This window comes from Paenibacillus nitricinens (assembly GCF_052056485.1).
Taxonomy (GTDB): domain Bacteria; phylum Bacillota; class Bacilli; order Paenibacillales; family Paenibacillaceae; genus Paenibacillus_AQ; species Paenibacillus_AQ nitricinens.
The window spans coordinates 965,719-988,648 of record NZ_CP183948.1; the positions used below are offsets into that span (position 1 = coordinate 965,719).

Consider the following 22,930-nt stretch of genomic DNA (forward strand, 5'->3'; position numbering starts at 1 on the left):
CTTGCCTCCGTTCCATGACTGACGCTGTAGTGCTTAATACGTCGACTACTCTATTTTAACAAAAAAAGCGATGTAATGGGGAGTATGGGAACAAGCTAATATTGGAACATAAAAAAAGAACCTGCACAATGCGGGTTCTTTTTATCACTATAATGAGCAAATAAGAGTGCAGAAAATGAAGGAAGGCGATTAATACTCTGGAGTGGCATCAGGTTCAGGTTGATGAACGGGTTGTTCCAGTAGAACGGATCCGTCTTCAAGTCGAATCCAGGTATTAAAGTCTTGGGTGCCTTGGGTCAGTTTGATGACGCGTGCGCCCCGCATAAAGCCTTCTTTTCCATAAGTATTGTAGCCGGTAGCACGGCCATAGGAAAGACGTATGCCATACAGGCTGCCCGTAAAATCGTTAACATGGTCATGCCCGCAAAAAGTGCCCAGCACATCACCCATTTCAAGTAAAGCGGTGAACAATCCCGAGTTAACATGTGGTGAGCATACACGCTCGTTCTTATGTCCATGACAAACTTGTGTGAACCATACTTCCCGGTATTCAGGAATTGGGATATGAAAGAAAGCTAATGCAGGTAGTCTGTCTTCCGCAGTCTTTGGATTTAGCCGATCTGATTCAGCTGTCAGCCAATTGATCTGACTCCGGCTAACCCAATTGTAGCCAGGGATATGCTCGATCTCAGAGTAGCTGCCCGAGTCAATAAAATAAAGGACTGCAGCCGCTTGGCCATCCTGATCTTTAATTTCAAGTGAGTAATTCCCTGAACCCTCGAGATCCTCTGGGCCGGCTTTGGCCAGGCAGTGGGGATGCTCCAAGGCAATCTGCATCAGTTCATTGCGGGAAATCAGGGTTTCTGTATCATGGTTGCCAAATACGAAGGCCCAAGGAGTTCCCGTTTTCTCCACAGCAGCAACAGCATCCCGAAAAGCTTGGGCGGGGTCTTCACAGGCCTTTTCACCAGGTGATACAGGGCCGGTGTAAATTAGATCGCCCGTGAAAACTACAAGATCAGGTTGTTCCGCTTCCAGAACGCGTTCCATCAGTTCCCGGGTACGCTGATCTTCGGCTCTTCCATCCATCCAGTGAAGATCAGTGAACTGTACAATTTTCAAAGTTCCATCTTGCTGAAATGATAAGCTGTGTCTCATTGGGGTATCTCCCTTACTGTCTGATATTGAATTCTAAGCTCCGGAAGCGTGAGCCGCTTATGCGACATCAAGCCGGGTGAGGGCTGACACTATCAGCTATGTAGCCATAGACGTTAGCCGATCCAGATCCGCTGGGTGAAATGATCTCCGGAGTTCCTACCAATCATAATATCAAATTCTCCGGGTTCGAAGACCATTTGATCGTCTTTTCCATAGAACATCAGCATTTCTCTAGTAATCTCGAAAGAAACCACTTGTTTCTCATGCGCTGCGAGTGTAATTTGTCGGAAGGCTTTCAGCTCCTTGACCGGGCGTACAACACTTGCGCTAACGTCATGGATATAGAGTTGAACGGTTTCCTTGCCGGTGATGTCTGAAGTATTCTCCACTTCAATGGAGGCAACAATCCGATCGGTAGCATCAACATTGAAGTTGCTGTAATCAAAACTGGAGTAGCTCAGACCATAGCCAAAGCAGAACAGCGGATCATTAGGGCAATCCAAATATCGGGTTACATAACGTACATTGGGATATAGAGGATCATAGGGGCGTCCCGTCTGATAGGCATTGTAATAAACAGGGATTTGCCCAACCGAGTAAGGAAAGCTCATAGATAAACGAGCGGACGGATTATAATCTCCGAACAGCACATCAGCTAGTGAGTTTCCGGATTCTGTACCCAGAAACCAGGCTTGCAGCAAAGCGTCGCTAGCCTCAAGAACAGGCTTTAGTTCCAGCGGTCGGCCGCTAAATACAATGGTAACAATCTTTTTGCCGGTATCTTTCAGACGCCAAATCAGCTTCTCCTGATTGGTCGACAAGCGCAGATTGGTTTTGCTTCCGCCTTCCCCGGTATCCTGCTGATTCTCACCGACAGCAGTGAGAATGACGTCGCAATCTTTCAGGCGCTGGAAGGCTTCTTCGATTTCATCCTCCACATCAAAAACACCCTCCAGCATGCTTCCCAGCTCACCAGTCATGGCCGTAATAATATCCGCGGCAGATGTTTTTTGAGAAATGCCATTGTAGAGTGATACGGCTGGGTCTTTTTCCGTTCCAGACCAGCCGCCCAGCACTTGAATAGAGGTGGCGAAGGGACCAGCCAATCCAATCTTCATACCGTGTTTAAGGGGCAGAGCGTTATTGTCATTTTTCAACAGCACCACTGAGCTGGCACCCAGCTCTCTCGCAGCTTGTAAATTCTCTACGCTCGGCGTAGGTGCCTCATCTACTATTGGATCTGCATCCTTGAATGGATTGTCAAACAAGCCGAGAGCGTCCTTGAGTTCTAGCACCCGGATAACGGCTTCATCAATCAAGGAGATATCAAGCTTGCCTTCTTCGACTAGAGCAGCGCCGTGGTTTAGATAATGGGTGGACATCATTTCAATATCTAGTCCGGCAGCCAGACTTTTCTCCGCTGCTTCACGGCCATCCTCAGCTGCACCATGAGGGATTAGCTCATTGACGGAATTGAAGTCGGCAATGGTAACGCCGTTGAAGCCCCATTCCTCACGCAAAATTCCCCGGAGAAGTTTGGAATTACCGCTTGCTGGTATGCGGTCAATCGTATTGAATGCGGCCATCACCATGGCTACACCAGCATCTACAGCAGCTTTATAGGCTGGTAGATAGAACTCACGTAATACGCCGAGGGACATATCGACCGTATTATATTCTCGACCGCCTTCGGGAGCGCCGTAACCGGCGAAGTGTTTCACACAGGCAGCGATACGACCTTTTTCTTTTAGGTCTTTGCCCTGATAGCCCCGTACCATGCTCTCAGTTACACGGGCATTCAGATAAGGATCCTCACCGGATGTCTCCATCACCCGTCCCCAGCGCGGATCGCGTACGAGATCTGTCATAGGTGAGAAAGTGAGATGGATGCCGGCAGCTGCGCTCTCTTTGGCTGCAACTTCAGCAAATCGCTCGCAAGCTTCCATATCAAAGCTACAACCTATCGCAAGCGGGATCGGAAGAATTGTTCTGTAGCCATGAATGACATCCGCCATGAAGAGCAAGGGGATTTTCTGACGGCTGGCTTGCAAATGCCGGGTCTGTAGATCAATCACATTCCTGGCTCCAATGCCGTTCAGAACGCTTCCGATGTTCTCCATTAGCTGCGGATTAATGTTCAGCTCCTTGAATGGACCGGTTAAATCTACGGTATCATCCAAACCCCAATAGTGAGGGCCTAGCTGGGTCAATTGGGCCAACTTTTCTTCTAGCGTCATATCGTTCACAAGATCTTGGATAAACAGTTTAGTCATGGTTAACACCTTCCTCGTGAGCGCATTGAAAGTTATTGTGACAAATAGATGTGCTATACCAATAAGAAAGCGCTTGCTATTTGAGTTCGCCGCTATGCACACGCAGATAAATATAATTGGATGAGACATGAGATAGATAAGAACGGGGAGTTCATTGTCAGACATCATATAATAGAGACTGACATGTCTGTGAAAGAACAGATAGAAACGTTTCCATTAACGATACATATCGATCTTAGTCCGAAGGCCATAAAAAGTCAATTATCTTCGTGAAATCGGCCGAATCATTATATTTAGGTTATAAAATGTGATTTTTATTACTAGAAAATCAAAAATAAAATCAATTGACAGCGCATACAACTAGGGAGTATGATTTTCGTACAGGGAGTTTCAAAGAAATTATGGAAACGTTTCTATATCATCCGATACGCTTATTATAAAGGATGAGCAAGCAGTTTCATGCTGGTTGCGGGACAAGAAAGGAAGCTAAGTTATGCATGTGATGAAATGCATCTTTCAAATTGGAGGTGGGCTCATTGGCAAGAATTAAGCTTGCGGGTGGAAATATTGTCCGGGAAGTCATTAAGAACAAAGTGCTTTTTCTAATGTTGCTGCCTGTAATCGTATACTTCATTATTTTTCACTATGCCGTAATGCCTGGCGCTTATGTCGCATTTGTAGATTACAAGCTCAACAAGGGTATTTTCGGAAGTGATTTTATCGGTCTGAAAAACTTCGAATTTCTGGTTCAAAATGGAGATTTGTGGAATATTACCAAGAATACGCTTCTTTACAACATCGTCTTCCTAGCACTGGGTAACATTATTCAAATTGTGTTTGCGATTATGCTATCGGAGATCTCGGGCAAGTGGTTCAAGAAAGTGTCTCAATCCGTTATTCTCCTACCTTACTTTATCTCTATGGTTATCGTCGGTGTGTTTGCCTACAATATATTCAATTTTAATTCCGGGTTCATCAATACGATGCTAACTGGAATGGGGCTAGACCGTTACGAGTTCTATTCTGATCCGGGCATATGGAAATATATCATAGTAGCCTTCAAGATCTGGGCCGCTACCGGATATGGAATGATTGTCTACCTGGCAACGATCACAGGGATTAATCATGATCTGTACGAGGCTGCTTATATGGACGGAGCTACTACCTGGCAGCGGATCCGTTATATGACCTTACCGATTCTGAAGCCAACCTTTATTCTGCTTTTACTGTTTGGTATGGGTGGAATTCTCAAGGGCTCTTTTGACCTTTTCTATAATCTGATCGGTACGAACTCGGTGCTGTATCCGCAGACGGATATTATCGATACCTATGTCTTCCGTTCACTGGTGGGACAATTCAACTTCTCTATGGGCGCCGCGGTGGGCTTCTACCAATCCATGTTTGGCCTGATTCTGGTGCTAGTAGTTAACTTTATTGTACGTAAGGTCGAGCCGGACAGCGCATTGTTCTAAAACCAGACACGAAACAGGGGTGATGAATATGGAAACTCAAAAAATCAAACAGGATTCCGGAAGTATTATCATAAAAGTGATTAGCTATATCTGCATTAGTATCTTTGCACTGTTCTGTGTATTTCCCTTTGCACTAATGATCTCCTCATCGTTTATGAACGAGCAGGAAATTGTCCGCGAAGGCTACAAGCTGCTGCCTAAGGAATTTTCCTTTAAGGCTTACGAATTGTTGTTTAACAACTCTACGCAACTAGTAAATGCTTATAAGATAACTATTTTTATAACCGTAGTGGGTACGGTCCTTGGACTGTTCATGATGTCGATGGCTGGCTTCGTGCTTAACCGCAAGGATTTCAAGTATCGCAACTTCTTTTCCTTTCTAATTTACTTTACGACACTCTTCAGCGGTGGCTTGATTCCAACGTATATCCTGATGGTCAAGCACCTGCATATGAAAGACAACTTATTTGCCATGATTCTACCGGCTGTAGTTGGCGCATGGTCGATCTTCCTGATGCGTAATTTCATGAAGGCCATTCCGGATTCCTTATATGAATCTGCTACCATTGACGGTGCTGGCGACTTCCGTATCTATTGGCGGATATTTATTCCGCTGGCGGTTCCTTCCTTAGCTACCATCGGGCTTTTCTCGGCGATAGGCTTTTGGAATGAGTGGTACAACGGGATGTTATATATGGACTCCCCGACGAAATATCCACTCCAATACTTCTTGCAGCGAATGGTCAATCAGACGAATCTCGGTACACTAATCAATTCGGGGGCAGTTATCAATACAGCTGATCTTCCAACGCAATCCATCAAGATGGCTACAGCTGTGCTGGCCACCGGGCCAATTATTCTCCTCTATCCATTTGTACAGCGTTATTTCGTAACAGGCCTCACCGTTGGGGCTGTAAAGGGTTAATGGACGTCTCCTTTTCGAAGGCGCGTTTATTATAAATGCAATTCATAAATAGAAAAGAAAAGGGAGGCTTACCTAATGAAAGGTAAAAAAATTGCGTCTTCTTTAATTGCTGTACTTATGCTTACTGGGGCATTGACAGCCTGTTCATCGAAGAACAACGAGGCGAGTAATGATCCGGCAGCTACGAAGGCACCAGATGCTTCAACGAATGCAGGAGGAGTAGACACTTCCAAAGAAGCTAAGTTGGTGTATTATCTGTGGGGTAGTGAAGGTGTTCAAAATAAGGCGATTCTAGCTGAGATTAACAAAAAGCTCAAGGCTGATCTCAACGCTACAATTGAAGTGAAGTATATTGACTGGCCAGATATCAATACGAAATACCCGTTGCTATTTGCTTCAGGCGAGCAGTTTGATATGTCTCATGCATCTCCAGGAGCACCTGTATCCTATTTCACATTGGCTAGTGAAGGTGCTCTAGTGGACCTTACCGATATGCTCGATAAAGTTGCTCCTAAGCTGAAGGCAGAAATCCCTGCTAGTGTATGGGAAAATACTAAGTACAAAGGTAAAATCTATGGCGTACCGAGTCTTTATAGTGAATATACACCAAATGGTTATGCCTATCGTGTAGACCTGTTGAAGAAATACGGAATGGAAAAAATTACAACTATCGATGACATGGTTAAATACATGGATAATGTTGTTGCCAATGAGTCCTTCCCACCAATTAACGGTAAGTCAGAAGATGCGGCCAATATGTTCAGAATGCTCGTAGATACTACAGGAATGTGGCTTAACGCACCTGGTATATCTTTGAATGAACTAAATCTTGTGACTAAAAGTCCAGAGGACTACAAGACCGTCTTCCATCCAGCATACACTCAGGAATTCGAAGATTGGGCTGTGAAAATGCGTGAATGGGCAGATAAAGGATACTGGGGCAAGGATGTGCTGTCTGCAACTCTTGGCAGCAAAGATAACTTCAGAGCAGCAAACTCCGCTGGTTATTTGACTCATGCTCAGGACTGGATTGGCCAATACGGTGCAGATTTGAAGGCACAACCAGAGGCAGAAACTGCATTCTTTACTTTTGCGGAAGCCAACAAGAAGATCAAACGTAAGATGGGTGTTGATAACTCGACTGTAATTAGCACGAGCTCCGAGAATCCAGAGCGTTCTCTGATGGTGATCGAGAAGTTCATGACTGACGAAAGCTACTACAACCTCATCCAAAACGGTATTGAAGGCAAACAATATGTTATGGAAAATGGTGTTAAAAAGCAGCCTCCAGGCTTCAACGAAAAAACGGACGGCGGAGGTTTCGCGGCTTGGTCACTTCGTAATGACAAATTCGTAGTTCCTACGGATACAGAAAACCCAATTCGTAACTCTTTATTTGCAGAGTGGGATAAAGTCGCTATCGATGATCCATACAATGGCTTTAGCTTTGATCCATCGAATGTAACTACAGAAATTGCTTCCATCTCCAACGTGAATTCCCAGCTTGGTATTCAATTGATGCTTGGTAAAACAAGCAAAGATCCTAAAGCTGCTGTAGCGGATTACCGTGAGCAACTGAAAAAAGCAGGAATTGACAAGGTTATTGCCGAAGTAGAAAAGCAATTGGCTGCGTTTGTTCCAGTGAACTAAAGAACGTTAAAAGGTGTGAGGGAGCTATAGTAGCATATAGCTCCCTTACTTATAAGTGGGGGAGTATAGTGGACGTAAATATCAAGGATATCGCGCGGATTTCCGGTGTGGGCATCTCGACGGTCTCCAGGGTCATCAACAATAAGGGGCTGGTGAGTAAGGCTACTCGGGAAAAGGTTCTGAATGTTGTTAAGGAATATAATTACATTCCCAATTCCAATGCAAGAAATTTAAAAACTACAGAGTCAAAGAACATTGCACTTATGGTTAAGGGGATTACCAATCCGTTTTTCTCCAATATGATTAAAGAAATCGAGCGGCAGGCTAATCTGCGTGGTTATCCCTTTCTCATTCATCAGGTAGAGGATGGTACGGATGAAATCAATGCTGCCATTCAGCTCACCAAAGAAAAAAATCTATGCGGGATCATCTTCATGGGCGGAACCTACAATCATTCCGAAGAGAAGTTCAAGCAGCTGACGGTTCCGTTTGTACTGACGACGATCACCTCTACACAAGAGGTGGACCCTGATATCTTTTCTAGTGTCACCATTAATGAATTGAAGGAAGCTTATAAGGCCACCAATTATTTGATATCACTTGGGCATGAGAATATCGGTTTTCTAGCCAAGTCCCCTTTATTGGATGAAACAACAGGAAACCGGAGATATTTGGGCTACAAACAAGCACTGGAAGAACATAATCTGCCTTATGATCCACAGTTGGTGGAGGATTGTGAATATAGTCCTAGCTCGGGATTTGATGCAGCGCGGAGATTGCTTAAACGGAATAAGGGAGTAACCGCAATATTTGCAGCCTCCGACACGATTGCTATCGGTGCAGCCAAGGCGGTGCTTACCGCGGGGTTGTCTATTCCAGATGATATTTCAATCATTGGCTTTGACGGGATCGAAATGGCTGAATATTTTCATCCTTCCCTTGATACGATCAGCCAACCGGGTACAGAAATGGCTTTGTCCAGTGTGGGTGTTCTGTTTGATCTAATTTCCGGAAGGTCAGGTCATCAGCATATTGTCTACGATGCGGTATTGCTCAAGCGAGGCTCTTGCAAGATGCTCAAAACAATTAAGATTTAATACTGACTATAAACGCTATCATTGGAGTGGTAACCCAAATGCAAGACACATTGAGAATAGGTACTCTGGTTCGTGGCGGGGAGGCCGTCACCGTGATTCCGCAAATCGTTCAGCATGGTTTTGAATCCTTTAACCTGAACTTTTGGCAGACCACAGGTGAAACTAATCTTATAGAAACAGCTGCACGAGTAAAGGAGCTGGCTGCTGAGCATGATTTTGTCATCTCTTCCGTTGGGATTTACGGAAATCCACTTTCAGGAGATGGAGACAATGCTGACACACTCGCCAGTTGGGAGCGATTGATTGATCATGCCCATTTATTTGGCACAGATATTATCGGAGGATTCACCGGACGTCTTCCAGGTTCTTCGATTGACGATTCGATTCCGAGATTTGCAGAGGTGTTTAGTGAATTGTCCAAAAGGGCAGCCGATCGTGGCTTAAGAATTGCTTTTGAAAATTGCGCTATGGGTGGAAATTGGCAGGCGGGAGAGTGGAATATCGCTCACAATCCTTCAGCCTGGGAGAAAATGTTCAATGCTGTGCCAGCAGACAATCTGGGTCTGGAATGGGAACCGTGCCACCAGCTGATAGGTCTCATTGATCCGATTCCGCAGCTACGCAAATGGGTGAATAAGGTGTTCCATGTACATGGCAAGGATGCCACTATTGCCTGGGATATCGTCAAGGAATACGGAATTCATGGACCTAAGCCTTATGTCTGGGACCGGACGCCTGGCTTCGGGGATACGAACTGGGTGGATATCATCTCGATTCTGCGCCAAGCTGGTTATAAGGGAACAATTGATATTGAAGGCTGGCATGATCCTGTCTACCAGGGTGAACTAGAAATGACTGGACAGGTACATGCGCTAAATTATTTGAAGTATTGCCGAGGTGGCAGTTTTGTCCCAAATCCGGTGTAAAGGATATCAGATAGTAACAACTCAAAAATGACCTCAAAACCCACAGTAAAGTGGAGGATGAGGTCATTTTTATATGCTTAGCTTAATCCCGTATAAGATATCCTTGCCCAAGCTGGATTTCATTAAAGCCTGCCATGTGGCGAGCTTGAAAGCGGATCGGCTTAAATCCACCTATAATAATGATATTTTTGATATCCGCAGTCCCATCTGAAGGCAGTGAAAAGGATTTAATATAGGTAAATTGTTCGGCGAGCGTGGTGTAAATAGCATTAATGAGCGGATCATTTTCACCTTTTCCCATCAGATTCATCAGGAGATACCCTTCGGTATTCAGTTTTGAATGCGCGATGCTGAAAAATTCACTGGAGATTAAGTGCCTCGGCGTGCCCGCAGCGGTGAAAGCATCCAAGACGATGTAATCATATTTCTGTGTTTCTTCACCTTCAAGGATCTGACGTCCGTCACCGATCACTACGTTATCTTGGATGTATCCAAAATAGCGGCGGCTTAATTCGACTACTTCGCTGTCTAGCTCAGCTACTTTAAATCTCTTGTCTAGAAAATACCCGGCAATCGTTCCAATCCCATGACCAATAAGAAAGGCGTCCTCGAAAGAGGAAGCATTGCATTTCATCAAGTGAATGATGGCTCGCGGATATTCAAACACAACTCGTTCTGGGTGATTGAGATCCATCGCACCTTGAATGGCCTGATTGGAAAACTGCATGACGCGGAACGCACCTTGTTCACCGTATAGTTCTGTGGTGTCATAGACGGTGATTTCATGATTATCGCTGCTCGTGTGAATCTGTGATTGCAAGTGATCAAGCTCCTTATACGATAGAAATTCGTTTATATTCATTGGGTGTAACGCCGACTACACGTTTAAAAAGCTTATTGAAATAGGCAGGATCGCCATATCCAACTTCTGCTCCAATCTCGTGAATCTTTAGGTCAGGAGCATTCTTGAGCAGATGCTTGGCTTTACGTAGCCGGATTTCCGTGATGTAGTCCGTTAATGTAAGTCCAGTTTCTTGTTTGAACAGCTTGCTTAGATAGCTTGGTGTCAAAAAAACCATATTCGCTAAGGTGTTCAGATCCGCATGTTGATTATAGTTGGCTGATATCCAGCGCTTTATGGTTTCTACAGCTGTACCGGACATCTCTAGGCGATGGGCTCTGATTTCAAATAAAATGCTTGAAAAATGGTCGGTGAATACACGCTCAACTTCACTGAATCTCATACTGGAAGTAATGCTTTCATCCAGTCCAAGATAGGGTGCACCTTTGTAGAGGGTCTCAAATTCTTGCAATTCTTTCTGCGCAGATTCAATAACCCATCGACAGACACGGAGAATTTGATCGGGCACAGCTTGTTGTGATTTCAACATTGAGAATAAGTTACGCACGCGCTCTAAAGCACCCTCCATATTCAGGATCTGCAGATCATGGATTAATGGTTCCTTGATCGCATTAAAAGGCTCGAGAATATTTATCTCAGGCTGCTGAATGTTCTGAATATTAGCATAGTGCAATCGGTCAGTGTTATAGATGCCGACACTGCAGGCTAACCTAGCCTCTTGATACGCTTGTCTGAGCTTGGCGGTATCATTATAGGAACTGCTAGTACCTACATGCAGTATCATACCATTGGCAGAGATACGAATCCTGTCTCCGATTTCATTCCTATCGCTGTCCGAGAGTTGTTTTGTAGAATACAGGATACAGACATGCAGTCCATTTTGGATCTCTAAGCTGTCGATACTAAATGCCTTCTCTTGCCGCAGACTGTCTACACAGAAACAGACGGGTTCTCTTGATCTTCCTTTGAACACAAAGACTGAGAAATAAGGCTGGGGCAAAGTAAGGCTCGACAAAAGCAAGGGGGATGGGGGCTCGTCGACTTGAAGAAGGGTCAGTAGGAGACCGGTACGGTGACGTACCTCCTTGTCACGAGAGAACTGCTGCTCTTTCTCCAATTGATAAAGCAGGTCGAATAATTGCTCCTTATCGATAGGCTTTAATAAGTAGTCTACTGCAGAGCTACGTATGGCTTCTCTGGCATAATTAAATTCAACAAATCCACTCATTAGAATGGAGCGGATTTGCGGGTGACTGGCTTTTAATTGTTTAATTAATTCCAAGCCGTTAATTTGCGGCATACGAATGTCAGTAATCACAACATCAAGCTGAAGCGAAGGTAACTCGTCAAGTAGATGTTTCCCATCGGAGTAGGTGCCGATGACCAGAAATTCAGTATTTTCTTTGCTGATCATTCGGGCCAGACCTTCGCGGATCAGGATTTCATCGTCAACAATTGCAATACGCAGCAATCAGAGCATCTCCTCTCCATAATTCATATCATCTTCACTATGAGTAGTGAAGGGAATGTCCTCAATGCGCAGTGTAACACGAGTACCTACTCCGAGCTTACTCTCTACAAGGAGCCCGAATGAGCTGCCGTAATGCAGACGGATTCTCTCATTCACATTTCGTAGGCCAATTCCAAACATTTCGCTTACATTCCCACTTTGCAGACTATGATTTAAGGAACGAAGGGTGGCAGCATCCATACCGATGCCATCATCTTCTACACAGAATACGACATTTCCTTGCTCACTCCATGCGGTGATGGTTAAGGTACCGAGACCTACTTTTTGATCTAAGCCATGAAAAACTGCGTTCTCCACAATGGGTTGGAAGACAAGTTTGATTACAGGAAGATGTAGAAATTTCTCTGGCACATCAATGTGTAGATTGAACTTATCTGGAAACCGGATTTGTAGCAGATGATAATAATTTCGAACATGATCCAGCTCTTGTCTGATCGTAACGGCTTCTTCGCTTCGGACAATACTGTAACGCATCTGAAGTCCAAGTAAATAGGTGAGCTTCGCTACACGGGGGTCATCATTGCTCTCTGCCAGCATACGGATAGACTCCAGCGTATTATAAATAAAATGGGGATTGATCTGATTCTGAAGTGCCCTCATATCAGCCTTCTGCTTACGCTTCTCGGTGAGGGATACTTCCTGTAGCAGATCCTTGACCCTTATGATCATTCGATTAAAATGACTGCCAAGCATTCCAATCTCATCATTATATTTGGAGTGCTGCCAGACATCCAGATTACCGTGCTGTACCCGTTTCATTAGACGGACCAAAGATTTAAGGGGTTTAGTCAGCGCATGTGAGATGAACGTGGCAACGCAAAGTGCAAAAGCAATAATGATCAGTGTAGTTAATATAAGAGCATTGCGATTCTTCTGTACAGGTGACAGGATACGGGCCAAAGGAATCGTAACCATAGTCGTCCAACCTGTCTGTTTCGAGACGCTATACACTGCAAGATAAGATTGACCATTCATTTCTATTTGAAAATGATCCTGTTGCTGATTCACATGCTGCAGCAAAAGCTGCGTGTTCAGTCTTTGTTCCCCGCCGGTTTGCATCGAGTCTGAGGCGTCTTCACTGTCATAGATCAGTTCTCCGTTATTATCTACAATTAATGTGTTGCCTTGTGTAACTGCGTTTACGGGATCAATAATCCCGTTAAACAAGTTGATGTCTACATCAAATACGAGAATTCCTATATGATCTAGCGTGCTTACAGAATTAATGGTGCGAAGTACACTGAAAACCTCTCTATGGGCATTGGAGTTTATACGAATCGTATGTCTGCCTTGAATGACAGGAGCGGCTCCAGCTTCATCACTTAAGGTTCTCCATTCGGCTAGTCGTTCTTCAGGGTACAGCTCGTGGATTCCGGGGACTCTATCATAAAAAACAGAACCGTACTGATCCACCATGTACACGGCGATGATCTCTTCCTTCGTATGCTTCAAGTAGCTCAGGAACATCGCCATGCCAGTACTTTTATCCCAGTCGGTATTTTGCTGAGTGAGGTAGAATTGTACATCGGTGTTATACAGCGGTAGCGCTGTGTATCTTTTTAGATCGGCGACATAACGGTCAATGGTATCAGAGGCATTCGATGTCATTTGGTTCGCGCTTTCCGTTGCATTCACAAGAACAGAATTGAACATGGAGCGGGAGGACAAATAACTAACATAAGTGATTGGAAGCGAGATCAGAAAGACAAATACGACGATCAGTTTTCGCTCCATCGGAAGATTGGCAAGGAACAACCACATTTTTCGTAAGGCTAGCCGGATGAATGATACCATTTGCGTTGTCCTTTCTTAAAGTCAACTTCCTTATTTAACTGCGCCACTGGTTACGCCTTCAAAGATGTAACGTTGTAGGAAGAAATATAGAATTATTGTTGGGAGCAGGATGAGCAGAATGGCCGCACAGATCAAATTCCATTCTCCCGAATTGACCCCTTGAAAACGCATCAGGATCGTCGTAACTACACCCAGGCTTTGTTTTGGCATATATAGATAAGGGATGTACATGTCATTATAGATACTAATCGTCTTCAAAATAATCAAAGTAGCCGTAGCCGGCGTCAATAATGGAAAAATAATCGAGCGATAGATTTTAAAAAGAGATGCACCTTCTACCATCGCGTTCTCATCGAGATCCACGGGAATGTTACGGATGAATTGCAAATAAAGAATAATTTGAATCACATCTGCCCCGATGTATAGCACGATAGGGGCGCCGAGTGTATTATAAAGCCCCATGCTTTTGATGATACCAAAAGTCGCTACTTGTGTCGTGATGCTAGGAATGATAGTAGCTATTAGATAGGCACCGAAGACAACAGGTTTTAATTTAAAAGAGAAGCGTCCCAGTACAAATGCTACCATAGTTCCAAATAGAATGTTCAGAATTAAAGTAACAGCAATAATAATTAACACGTTACCAAAGCCGTTAAGTAAACCTCCACGCTGGAAGACTGCAATGAAATTATCAAAGTTTAAAAAGCTTGTTGGCAACGCCATGGAGCTGCTGCTGTTAAATTCATCAGTTGATTTGAAGGCGTTTACGATAACTACATAAGGAGGAAAGAGCACGACAAATATGCCGATGATTAGCGAGAAGTATTTAATAACATCTGTAAAGCGGAATTTGGAGTTTGTCATGTCTATTTGTCTCCTCCCCGGCTAAGAACTAGTTGCTGTACTAATAGTATGATGACGACAAAGAAGAGCAAGATGATACTCATGGCAGAAGCGAGACCATAGTTGTTGTAAGCAAATGCAGTGTCTACTACTTTTTGTACGTAAGTTTCGCTGGCGCCCGCAGGACCACCCTTGGTCAATACGAACGGGAGATCAAATACTTCCAGTGCTCCTGTGACGGTAAGGAATAAGTTAAGCTGAATGACTGGCTTCATATTCGGTAAAGTAATTCTCCAAAGGGTTTGGAAGGACCCGGCACCATCAATCTTTGAAGCCTCATAGATATCGTTTGGTATAGCCTGCAAGGAGGCGATGTAGATGACCATGTTATAACCCATGAAACGCCAAAACCCTGTGGATGCCAGAGAGTAGTTGACCAGTCCTTCTGTTCCAAGCCAGCTGGTTTGCCCTAATCCGGTTAGACCGATGCTGTTCAAGAACATGTTCAGAGAGCCGTTAGTAGTGTCAAAGACATAACCAAACATAAAAGCAACGGCAACTCCGTTCATAATGTAAGGAAGGAAAAGTAAGATTCGGAATGCATTTTTCCCTTTGAGCTTACTATTCAGAACAACTGCAAAATAAATGGCGACTATGTTCTGAACAATTCCCATAGCGAAGTATGCAAAGTTATGTGTAAATACTTTGAAAATATCAGGATTAGAGAAGACCTCACGGTAATTAGCAAGTCCGACCCATGGTTTCTCAGGGCTATAGCCATCCCAGTTGGTGAAGCTGTAATAGATCAGCTTAAGCGCTGGATAATACGTAAACGTCGCAAGGAGCAACAATGGGATCGTAAGGAATGATACGATGATTATCGTTTTTTGTTTGTTATAGGAAAGTGTTCCGAACATCGCTAGCCCTTCTTTCATAAAAGCTTGGTATGGAAAGGCAAAATGGACTATCCGTAAGGGCGATAATCCATTTTGCGCCGTGGTGTACTTCTGGTCAAAAGCTTGTATTAATAGCCGAGATCTTTCTTAGCTTTAGCCCAGGCTTTATTCCATTTGTCTAATACAGTTTGTGGATCTTTGGCAAGCACAAATTCCTGGACAACAGCAGGGAGATCCAGTTGTGCTTTGTTGCCGATTTCTGTAACCTTCGCATCGTCAACAGTTCCCTCTACTAGCTCTACTCCGGTAGCTTGGAATTCTTTTAGCTGAGCCAGATTAGATTCTTTTCCTTTTAGTGGGGAGATAAAGCCCGCAAAGTCCTCATAGCCGGAATCCTCAATCATCCATTTTACAAAAGCTTTAGCAGCTTCTAAATTTTTACTGTTTTTAGCAACAGCATAGAAGAAGTCTGGGCTAAGAGTAGCGGAAGGTTTACCTGAATTGTCATAAGGGAATGGGAAGAAGCCAACATCGTCTGAAGGAGCTCCTACTCCAATAACTTGGTTAATGACCCAGTTGCCGAGATAGTACATGGCGAACTTACCAGAAGCGATGTCTTTTTTCGATTGCTCCCAGTTGGTGGAGTTGATGTCTTTTTCCAGATAGCCTTTTTCGTTCAGTTCTCTCAGCAGACTAAACGCTTTCCCGTAACCATTGTCTAAAGTGAATGGTGTCTCAGAGTTCAGCTTCTCATTAGGGAAGTCAGGGTTGCCTGCAATTAGGCGTGGAGTGTCATAAGCCCAAGTACCGAGTGGCCATTTATCTTTGAAGTTAGAGGACAGTGGAATGACACCTTTTGCTTTCAGCTTTTCGCAGGCAGCCAGGAATTCATCCCAAGTTTTAGGTGTTTCTGTGATGCCAGCATCTGTAAATGCTTTTTTGTTATAAACAATTCCGGATGTCGAGTTCCCTGTGGTAATTCCGTACAGCTTGCCATCAAAGGATTTGAAGTCTTTAAAGGTGATTTGATCGTTCAGACCGAGGTCATCCAGTGAAGCGAAGTATTTCGGCAGGTCGGAGTTAGGAATGGTAGGAATGAACATAACATCTGGAAGCTCGCCGCTGGCCATTCTGACTTTAGCCTGTTGATTATAGTCGGTCTGGGAAGCTTCGAATTCGACTTTAATATTCGGGTATTTTTCATTAAAGCGCTTTAAATATTCATCGTATTCTTTGCCAATCATGTCTGTTCTGTTAGTCAGGAAGGTGATTTTGCCGCTAATATCAGCTCCTGCTGCAGGCTCGGCTGTTGCGTTGTTTGTTGAATCTCCGCTTGTATTCTCTGTATTCGTTGCTGCAGGCTTATCGGTTGCAGAAGCCCCGTTATTGGTGCTGTTTCCATTGTTCGAGCCACAGCCAGTCAGCGTTGATGATAAAACCATAATCATAACAAAAGATAACGAAAATAACTTATTTCTCATAACATAATCCCCTTTTCATTATTTTGTTAGCGTTTACATGAACATTATAGCTTTAAATAAAGCGTTTAGAAATGTATTGTATTATTATTTATTGTCTTTATTTGTTTTGTTTGAACGATTATAATTAATATATTCCTAACTAATGGATAACAAAATACTAAGAATGACAATTGGATTCAATGAAATACTAGAAAAGGTATGCTATTTTGAAAGATGCATATGCTCTACAACACTTTTAGGAGGATACCATGAAACATCTTGAGATGAAGCTTGCGAAGTGGGAATTTAGAAGCTGTGGTGACGAGGAGTGGCTTCCGGCTACTGTGCCAGGCACGGTCCATACGGATTTATTGAAGAACGGAAAGATTGAGGATCCCTTCTATGGAACAAATGAACATAACCTACAGTGGATTGATAAGAAGGATTGGGAATATCAAACCACTTTGCAGCTGGGTGAAGAGTGGTTGGAGCTTACTTGCACAGAACTGATTTTTGAAGGTCTTGATACCTATGCTGACGTGTATGTGAATAATGTACATGTGCTCGCTGCAGATAATATGTTTTTGGCGTGGAGAGTGGATGTTAAAGATCCGTTGAAGATTGGTGAAAACCATATACGAGTGAGATTCCGCTCTGTAGTTAAAGAGGATCTGCCTAAGCTAGCGAAACTGGGATATGCGTTACCTGCACCGAATGATCAATCCGAGCTTGGGGGACTAGAGGAACAGCGGATTAGCGTTTTTGCCCGCAAAGCGCCTTATCATTACGGTTGGGATTGGGGTCCGCGTTTTTTGACCAGTGGAATTTGGCGTGAGGCCTCTCTTGAGGGGCGTAACACAGTTCAAATCACAGATCTCCATATCCGCCAAAATGTGATCACAAAGGAAGAGGCTCATTTAACCGCAATGATTGAAGTAGATGCTCCTGCGGCATGGCAGGGAATGCTGCGAATGAGTGCTGATGGATTAGAGTCAATGAAAGCGGTTTCCTTAAAAAGTGGAAAGCAGCTAATAGAGATGGATATCGTGGTAGATCAGCCGCAGCTCTGGTGGTGTAGAGGACTAGGCGAGCCTAATTTATATACATTCCAAGCGGAGTTGCTGCAAGATACGGAAGTTGAAGTTAGCAAAAGCGTAAGAACCGGGCTTCGTAGCATTCAATTGATTCGGGAGCATGATGCGAAAGGGACTTCATTTTCTTTTGTACTGAATGGGGTGTCGGTCTTCGCTAAAGGTGCCAATCATATTCCGAATGACAGCTTCATCACAGAAGTAACCGAAGAGCGGTATCGGCATGAAATTGCCACGGCTGCAGAATCAAACATGAATATGCTGCGAGTGTGGGGTGGCGGTTTTTATGAAGAGGAGATATTTTACAGGCTCTGTGATGAATACGGGCTGTTGGTCTGGCAGGACTTCATGTTCGCTTGCAGCATGTATCCGGGGGATGAAGCGTTCCTTGCGAATGTGAAGAAAGAAGCGGAGTATAACATTAAAAGATTGCGCAATCATCCCTGCATCGCCTTATGGTGTGGTAATAACGAGATTGATTCGGCCTGGTCACAGTTCGAGGAAAATATGGGCTGGGGCTGGAAAGAAAAACTCAGTGCTGAGCAAAGAGCTACCATGTGGGCTGATTATGAGGAAATATTCCACCGGATTCTACCGGAGGCTGTAGCCGCGTTCCATCCAGGTGTGGACTATTGGCCGTCTTCGCCAATGCGGAATTTGACTGGAGATATGAATCAACATACGACACGGATTGTGGGCGATGGGGATGTGCATTACTGGGGCGTGTGGCACGGGATTGAGCCTTTTGAGAATTATAATACCAAGGTTGGCCGCTTTATGAGTGAATACGGATTCCAATCGTTCCCGGAACTGAAGACCGTAATGAGCTATGCTGAAGAGCAGGATTTGGAGCTTACTTCAGAGGTGATGCTGGCTCATCAGAAGAATGGACGCGGGAATCTGCTGATCAAGGAATACATGGATATGTATCTGCCGCAGCCGAAGGATTTTAAATCATTTCTGTATATGAGTCAAATCCTGCAGGCTGAAGCGATTCGAATCGCGATTGAAAGTCACAGAAGGAATAAACCTTATTGTATGGGGACTTTATACTGGCAGATGAATGATTGCTGGCCGGTCGCTTCTTGGGCGGGGATGGATTACAACGGACGCTGGAAAGCATTGCAATATACCGTGCGCTCAAGCTTTCAAGATGTTCTGTTGTCAATTGACGGTACTGACCTCAAGCGGATAGACGTTCATGTCGTATCTGATTTAAGAACAGCGGTTATCGCTGATTTGGTGCTTAAATTGTATCAGTTTAACGGTTCCCTAGTACAAGAGTGGACACATTCAGTTGAGTTGGGAGCTGATTCTGCGGCTATCGTATTCTCGTCTCCAGTAGCGGAACTAATAGAAAGTCATGGATCTAACGATGTGTTGCTTGAGATCAGCTTGCGGGCTGATGGCGAGATGATAGATCGAAAGGTGCACTATTTTGTCCCGGAAAAAGAAATTCGGTTGCAGCGGTCAGTAATTAACATAATGGAAACTCCAGATAGCGGAGGTCTAAGCTTCACTGTGACAAGTGATGTATTAGCTAGAGGCGTATATCTGACCTCAGAAGATGAAGGAATATTCTCTGACAATTACTTTGATCTTCTCCCAGGGCAGCCCAAGACGATAACGTTCTCGAAACGCGGGAACGATGGAAGGGACTGGATTCCAGGCGCTCCTAAGGGACTGAAGGTTCAATCGATGGTTGATTTTGTGAGCGAAGATTCACTGTAAATCTTAAGGAGAGAAGGACTGTTGCATGGGGATTTCAATTCAGGAAGATAAGGGATTATTCCATTTACAGAATGCAGGGATGAGTTATATCCTTCAGCTGGTTAATGATTATCCGGCACATGTGTATTGGGGCAAAAAGCTGCGTAGCGACAGCAATTTGGACGACCTATTGAATCTGGGAGGAAATACGGGACTTGACCGACTGCCGCAGGAATATCCACAATACGGCACGGGAGATTTCAGAACACCTGCTTATCAGGTTCGGCTTGAAGACGGCACTCGTATCACGGAATTGAAATACAGTGGGTATCGCGTAATGGAGGGGAAACCAGCACTTACCGGGCTGCCTTCAGTATATGTAGAGTCTGGCCAAGAAGCACAGACGCTAGAGCTTACGCTTAGGGATGATTATGCCAAGCTAACTGTTATTTTACGATATTCCATATATGAGTATTCCAACGTAATTACCCGCTCGGTCGAGTTTGCAAATGATGGAGAAACACAACTGCAATTACAGCGTGCATGGAGTGCGAGTGTGGATTTCTCGACTGGCGAAATGGATATGATCTATTTGGCAGGGGCTTGGTCAAGAGAAGGTAATCTGACTCGCAGACGTCTGGTGCAAGGTGGTACAACCATTGGTAGCCGCAGAGGGATGAGCAGCCACCAGTTAAATCCATTTGCTGCGCTGGTGAAACCTGAAACGGATGAGAATCATGGAGAGGCCTACGGCTTCAGTCTTGTATACAGTGGAGGCTTTGAAGCTGAGGCAGAGGTCGATTCCTTTGGGATGACACGGTTTACGATGGGGCTGAATGCTTTTGATTTCTCTTGGCTGCTGGAGCCTGGGGAACACTTCCAGACCCCAGAGGTAGTTATGGTGTATTCATCTGAGGGGATCGGGGAAATGTCGAGAACCTATCACCGCTTGTACCGGACTCGTTTGTGTAGAGGAATATATAGAGATAAGGAACGACCGATCTTGGTCAATAACTGGGAAGCCACCTATTTCAACTTCAATGCGGACAAACTGGAGTCCATTGCGGCCGAAGGCGCGAAGCTTGGGATCGAATTATTCGTGCTGGATGATGGCTGGTTTGGCAAAAGAGACGCTGACAACTCCTCTCTCGGAGACTGGGTGGAGGATCTGCGCAAGCTTCCAGGCGGGTTGTCTGATGTCGCCCAACGCGTGAACCATCTTGGCTTGCAGTTCGGACTCTGGTTCGAACCGGAAATGATCTCGCCAGACAGTGAGCTCTACCGGAAGCATCCCGACTGGTGTCTGCATGTGCCGGGACGGCGCCGTAGCGAGGCCCGCTGGCAGCTGGTGCTAGATTATACGCGAGAAGATGTACGGCAGTACATCTATGAATCGTTAAGCCGAATTTTCACTACCGTGCCGATTAGCTATGTGAAATGGGATATGAACCGTTGTTTAACGGAGATCGGCTCTGCAGAATTACCCCCTGAACGCCAAGAGGAAACTGCACATCGTTATGTGCTAGGTTTGTATGAACTATTGGAGCGAATAACTTCAGAGTTTCCACATATTTTGTTCGAGAGCTGCTGTAGTGGTGGTGGCCGTTTCGACCCAGGCATGCTACATTACATGCCGCAGACATGGACCAGTGACGATACTGATGCTGTAGAACGGCTTAAGATTCAGTACGGAACAAGTCTGGTGTATCCGGTTAGTTCCATAGGCGCGCATGTGTCCGCTGTGCCGAATCATCAGGTAGGACGGATCACCCCGCTGTCCTTTCGTGGAGATGTAGCTATGTCCGGTAATTTTGGTTACGAGCTGGATCTTACGAAGTTTACAGACGAAGAGAAGGAGCTTGTGAAGGAACAGGTTGCGAACTATAAACAGATCCGCAGTCTTGTTCAGCAGGGCAATCTGTATCGTCTGCAAAGCCCGTTCGAGGGTAACGAGACGGCATGGATGTTCGTCTCAGACGATCAGCATGAAGCACTCATTTATTACTTCCGGGTAATGGCTGTGCCGCACCCGCCACGCCGCAGCTTGAAGCTGAATGGCTTGAATCCGGAGCTGAATTATACTCTGGAGGCAAGCGGTGAGGTCTACGGCGGCGACCGTCTAATGCAGGTCGGACTGGCACTGCCGGATATTCAGCAGGATTATGTTAGCGGATGCTTTAAATTGAAGGTGCAGGAATAGATAATTTATTTCAGAAGGAAACAAGCCATGAGCCCGGCTCTTGGCTTGTTTTTTGTGCTGGTATAAATGATATTTTTCCTCTGTTTGGGCCGAACGAACTTCAGGGTTTTCTCTGATTGTCGTTCGTTTTTTTTACGTTCAACTTTAAGGAATTATGATCCAAAAGCCTGACGGTACTTTACGGGAGACATCCCCTCGAACGTTCTGAACACTTTAATGAAATAGCTGGACTGGGCAAAACCGGACTGAGTCGCAACCTGCGCAATGGAGAGACCAGTAGAAACCAGTAGAAGCTTGGCTCTGGCCAGTCGGCAATCCGTTAAATAACGGTTTGGTGTTTTGCCCATAACCATTCGGAACAGCCGTAGAAAATAATAGCTGCTGTACCCGGTTAGTCTTGCCATCGACTCCAGTGACCAAGGACGGGCACATTCGACATGAATAATATCTGCGGCACTGCGGATAGACTGCCTGACCTCGTGTGGTACTGAGCCGTGAAGCGGTTCGGAGTTTTGCAGCAATTTCACTAGAAGCTCGTACAGAAGCGCGGATAGTCTTGGCTCATTACGTGTTACATAGGAAGCGCTCAGCAAATACATTTCCTCAAACAGCTCGTCCAGCTTAGCGTCCAAATCAAAAGTGAACAGGTATGCACTTGACTGGTCCACTTCTTCTAATAAGGGGAGTACAATCTCAGTGCTAAAATGAACCCAACGTACATCCCAAGGCTCCCCTGGATCTGAGCCGTACTGCTGATAGGCGCCTTTAGGGTAAAGAAACCCTCGTCCTCTGCTCATTGGAATACGTTCGCCCTCATGGAATACATAACCTTCCCCACCAAAGATTAAATGCAGGTTATAGCTTCCCAGGAATCCTTCACTTCTTCTCTCGGTATGTTGTGGAAAGTGACTGTAATGTCCTAAAAATTCAGGATAGCAGACATATTTTGAAAAAGCTGGTGTCGGCAAATACCATTGTTTCTTCATGTTATATGGCACTCATTTCTGTCGCGCATCAGAGCGCTAGTTGGATTAAGGTAATT

General features: G+C 44.8%; 16 protein-coding genes. 7 read left to right on the top strand and 9 right to left on the bottom strand.

The features are described 5' to 3' along the window. Window positions 1-189 precede the first annotated feature (189 nt). Together ACN6KS_RS04330 and bglX are read right to left on the bottom strand one after the other, a co-directional pair. Window positions 190-1,158 carry a metallophosphoesterase family protein gene (locus ACN6KS_RS04330; RefSeq protein WP_440961436.1) on the bottom strand — a complete coding sequence of 323 codons (969 nt, stop codon included), beginning with the start codon at window positions 1,156-1,158 and terminating at the stop codon, window positions 190-192. A 113-nt stretch (window positions 1,159-1,271) separates the two neighbouring features. Further along, on the bottom strand, window positions 1,272-3,431 hold the full coding sequence (bglX, locus tag ACN6KS_RS04335) for a beta-glucosidase BglX (RefSeq protein WP_440961437.1): 2,160 nt from the start codon (window positions 3,429-3,431) through the stop codon (window positions 1,272-1,274). A gap of 536 nt (window positions 3,432-3,967) precedes the next feature. Here bglX and ACN6KS_RS04340 point away from each other — a divergent pair. From ACN6KS_RS04340 to ACN6KS_RS04360, 5 genes are all read left to right on the top strand, one after another. Next, window positions 3,968-4,903 carry an ABC transporter permease gene (locus ACN6KS_RS04340; protein WP_256989849.1) on the top strand — a complete coding sequence of 312 codons (936 nt, stop codon included), beginning with the start codon at window positions 3,968-3,970 and terminating at the stop codon, window positions 4,901-4,903. A 28-nt stretch (window positions 4,904-4,931) separates the two neighbouring features. Beyond that, window positions 4,932-5,828, top strand: coding sequence for a carbohydrate ABC transporter permease (locus ACN6KS_RS04345; RefSeq protein ID WP_218832580.1), 897 nt, complete (start codon window positions 4,932-4,934; stop codon window positions 5,826-5,828). A 75-nt stretch (window positions 5,829-5,903) separates the two neighbouring features. Then, window positions 5,904-7,478 carry a DUF3502 domain-containing protein gene (locus ACN6KS_RS04350; protein ID WP_440961438.1) on the top strand — a complete coding sequence of 525 codons (1,575 nt, stop codon included), beginning with the start codon at window positions 5,904-5,906 and terminating at the stop codon, window positions 7,476-7,478. Between the two features lie 68 nt (window positions 7,479-7,546). Continuing rightward, a complete protein-coding gene (locus ACN6KS_RS04355) occupies window positions 7,547-8,575 on the top strand; it encodes a LacI family DNA-binding transcriptional regulator (RefSeq protein ID WP_341133787.1) in 1,029 nt (342 codons plus the stop codon). Between the two features lie 38 nt (window positions 8,576-8,613). Next, complete coding sequence (locus ACN6KS_RS04360; RefSeq protein ID WP_440961439.1) at window positions 8,614-9,501, top strand: sugar phosphate isomerase/epimerase family protein; 888 nt, start codon at window positions 8,614-8,616, stop codon at window positions 9,499-9,501. Between the two features lie 82 nt (window positions 9,502-9,583). Here the strand turns inward: ACN6KS_RS04360 and ACN6KS_RS04365 are convergent, their stop codons facing one another. The 6 genes from ACN6KS_RS04365 to ACN6KS_RS04390 all read right to left on the bottom strand — a co-directional run bounded on the left by ACN6KS_RS04365 (window position 9,584) and on the right by ACN6KS_RS04390 (window position 16,908). After that, window positions 9,584-10,363 (bottom strand): spermidine synthase, encoded by a 780-nt coding sequence (locus tag ACN6KS_RS04365; RefSeq protein WP_440961440.1) that lies wholly within the window; start codon window positions 10,361-10,363, stop codon window positions 9,584-9,586. Further along, entirely contained in the window at window positions 10,335-11,834 is a 1,500-nt protein-coding gene (locus tag ACN6KS_RS04370) for a response regulator (RefSeq protein WP_341133790.1), read from the bottom strand. The genes ACN6KS_RS04365 and ACN6KS_RS04370 overlap by 29 nt, the downstream gene beginning before the upstream one ends. Further along, window positions 11,835-13,688, bottom strand: coding sequence for a sensor histidine kinase (locus ACN6KS_RS04375; RefSeq protein WP_440961441.1), 1,854 nt, complete (start codon window positions 13,686-13,688; stop codon window positions 11,835-11,837). It lies immediately after the preceding gene. Between the two features lie 30 nt (window positions 13,689-13,718). Continuing rightward, entirely contained in the window at window positions 13,719-14,552 is an 834-nt protein-coding gene (locus tag ACN6KS_RS04380; protein ID WP_094870749.1) for a carbohydrate ABC transporter permease, read from the bottom strand. A 2-nt stretch (window positions 14,553-14,554) separates the two neighbouring features. Next, complete coding sequence (locus tag ACN6KS_RS04385) at window positions 14,555-15,448, bottom strand: carbohydrate ABC transporter permease (protein ID WP_440961442.1); 894 nt, start codon at window positions 15,446-15,448, stop codon at window positions 14,555-14,557. 107 nt (window positions 15,449-15,555) lie between these two features. Beyond that, window positions 15,556-16,908: an ABC transporter substrate-binding protein gene (locus tag ACN6KS_RS04390; RefSeq protein ID WP_094870751.1), complete on the bottom strand. Its 1,353-nt coding sequence runs from the start codon at window positions 16,906-16,908 to the stop codon at window positions 15,556-15,558. Between the two features lie 248 nt (window positions 16,909-17,156). Between ACN6KS_RS04390 and ACN6KS_RS04395 the strand changes: the two genes are divergently transcribed. Together ACN6KS_RS04395 and ACN6KS_RS04400 are read left to right on the top strand one after the other, a co-directional pair. Then, window positions 17,157-19,709 carry a beta-mannosidase gene (locus ACN6KS_RS04395; protein ID WP_440961443.1) on the top strand — a complete coding sequence of 851 codons (2,553 nt, stop codon included), beginning with the start codon at window positions 17,157-17,159 and terminating at the stop codon, window positions 19,707-19,709. Between the two features lie 25 nt (window positions 19,710-19,734). Then, window positions 19,735-21,888 (top strand): alpha-galactosidase, encoded by a 2,154-nt coding sequence (locus ACN6KS_RS04400; RefSeq protein ID WP_440961444.1) that lies wholly within the window; start codon window positions 19,735-19,737, stop codon window positions 21,886-21,888. A gap of 152 nt (window positions 21,889-22,040) precedes the next feature. Here ACN6KS_RS04400 and ACN6KS_RS04405 read toward each other — a convergent pair whose 3' ends face one another. Further along, window positions 22,041-22,874 carry an AraC family transcriptional regulator gene (locus tag ACN6KS_RS04405; protein ID WP_440961445.1) on the bottom strand — a complete coding sequence of 278 codons (834 nt, stop codon included), beginning with the start codon at window positions 22,872-22,874 and terminating at the stop codon, window positions 22,041-22,043. Window positions 22,875-22,930 lie beyond the last annotated feature (56 nt).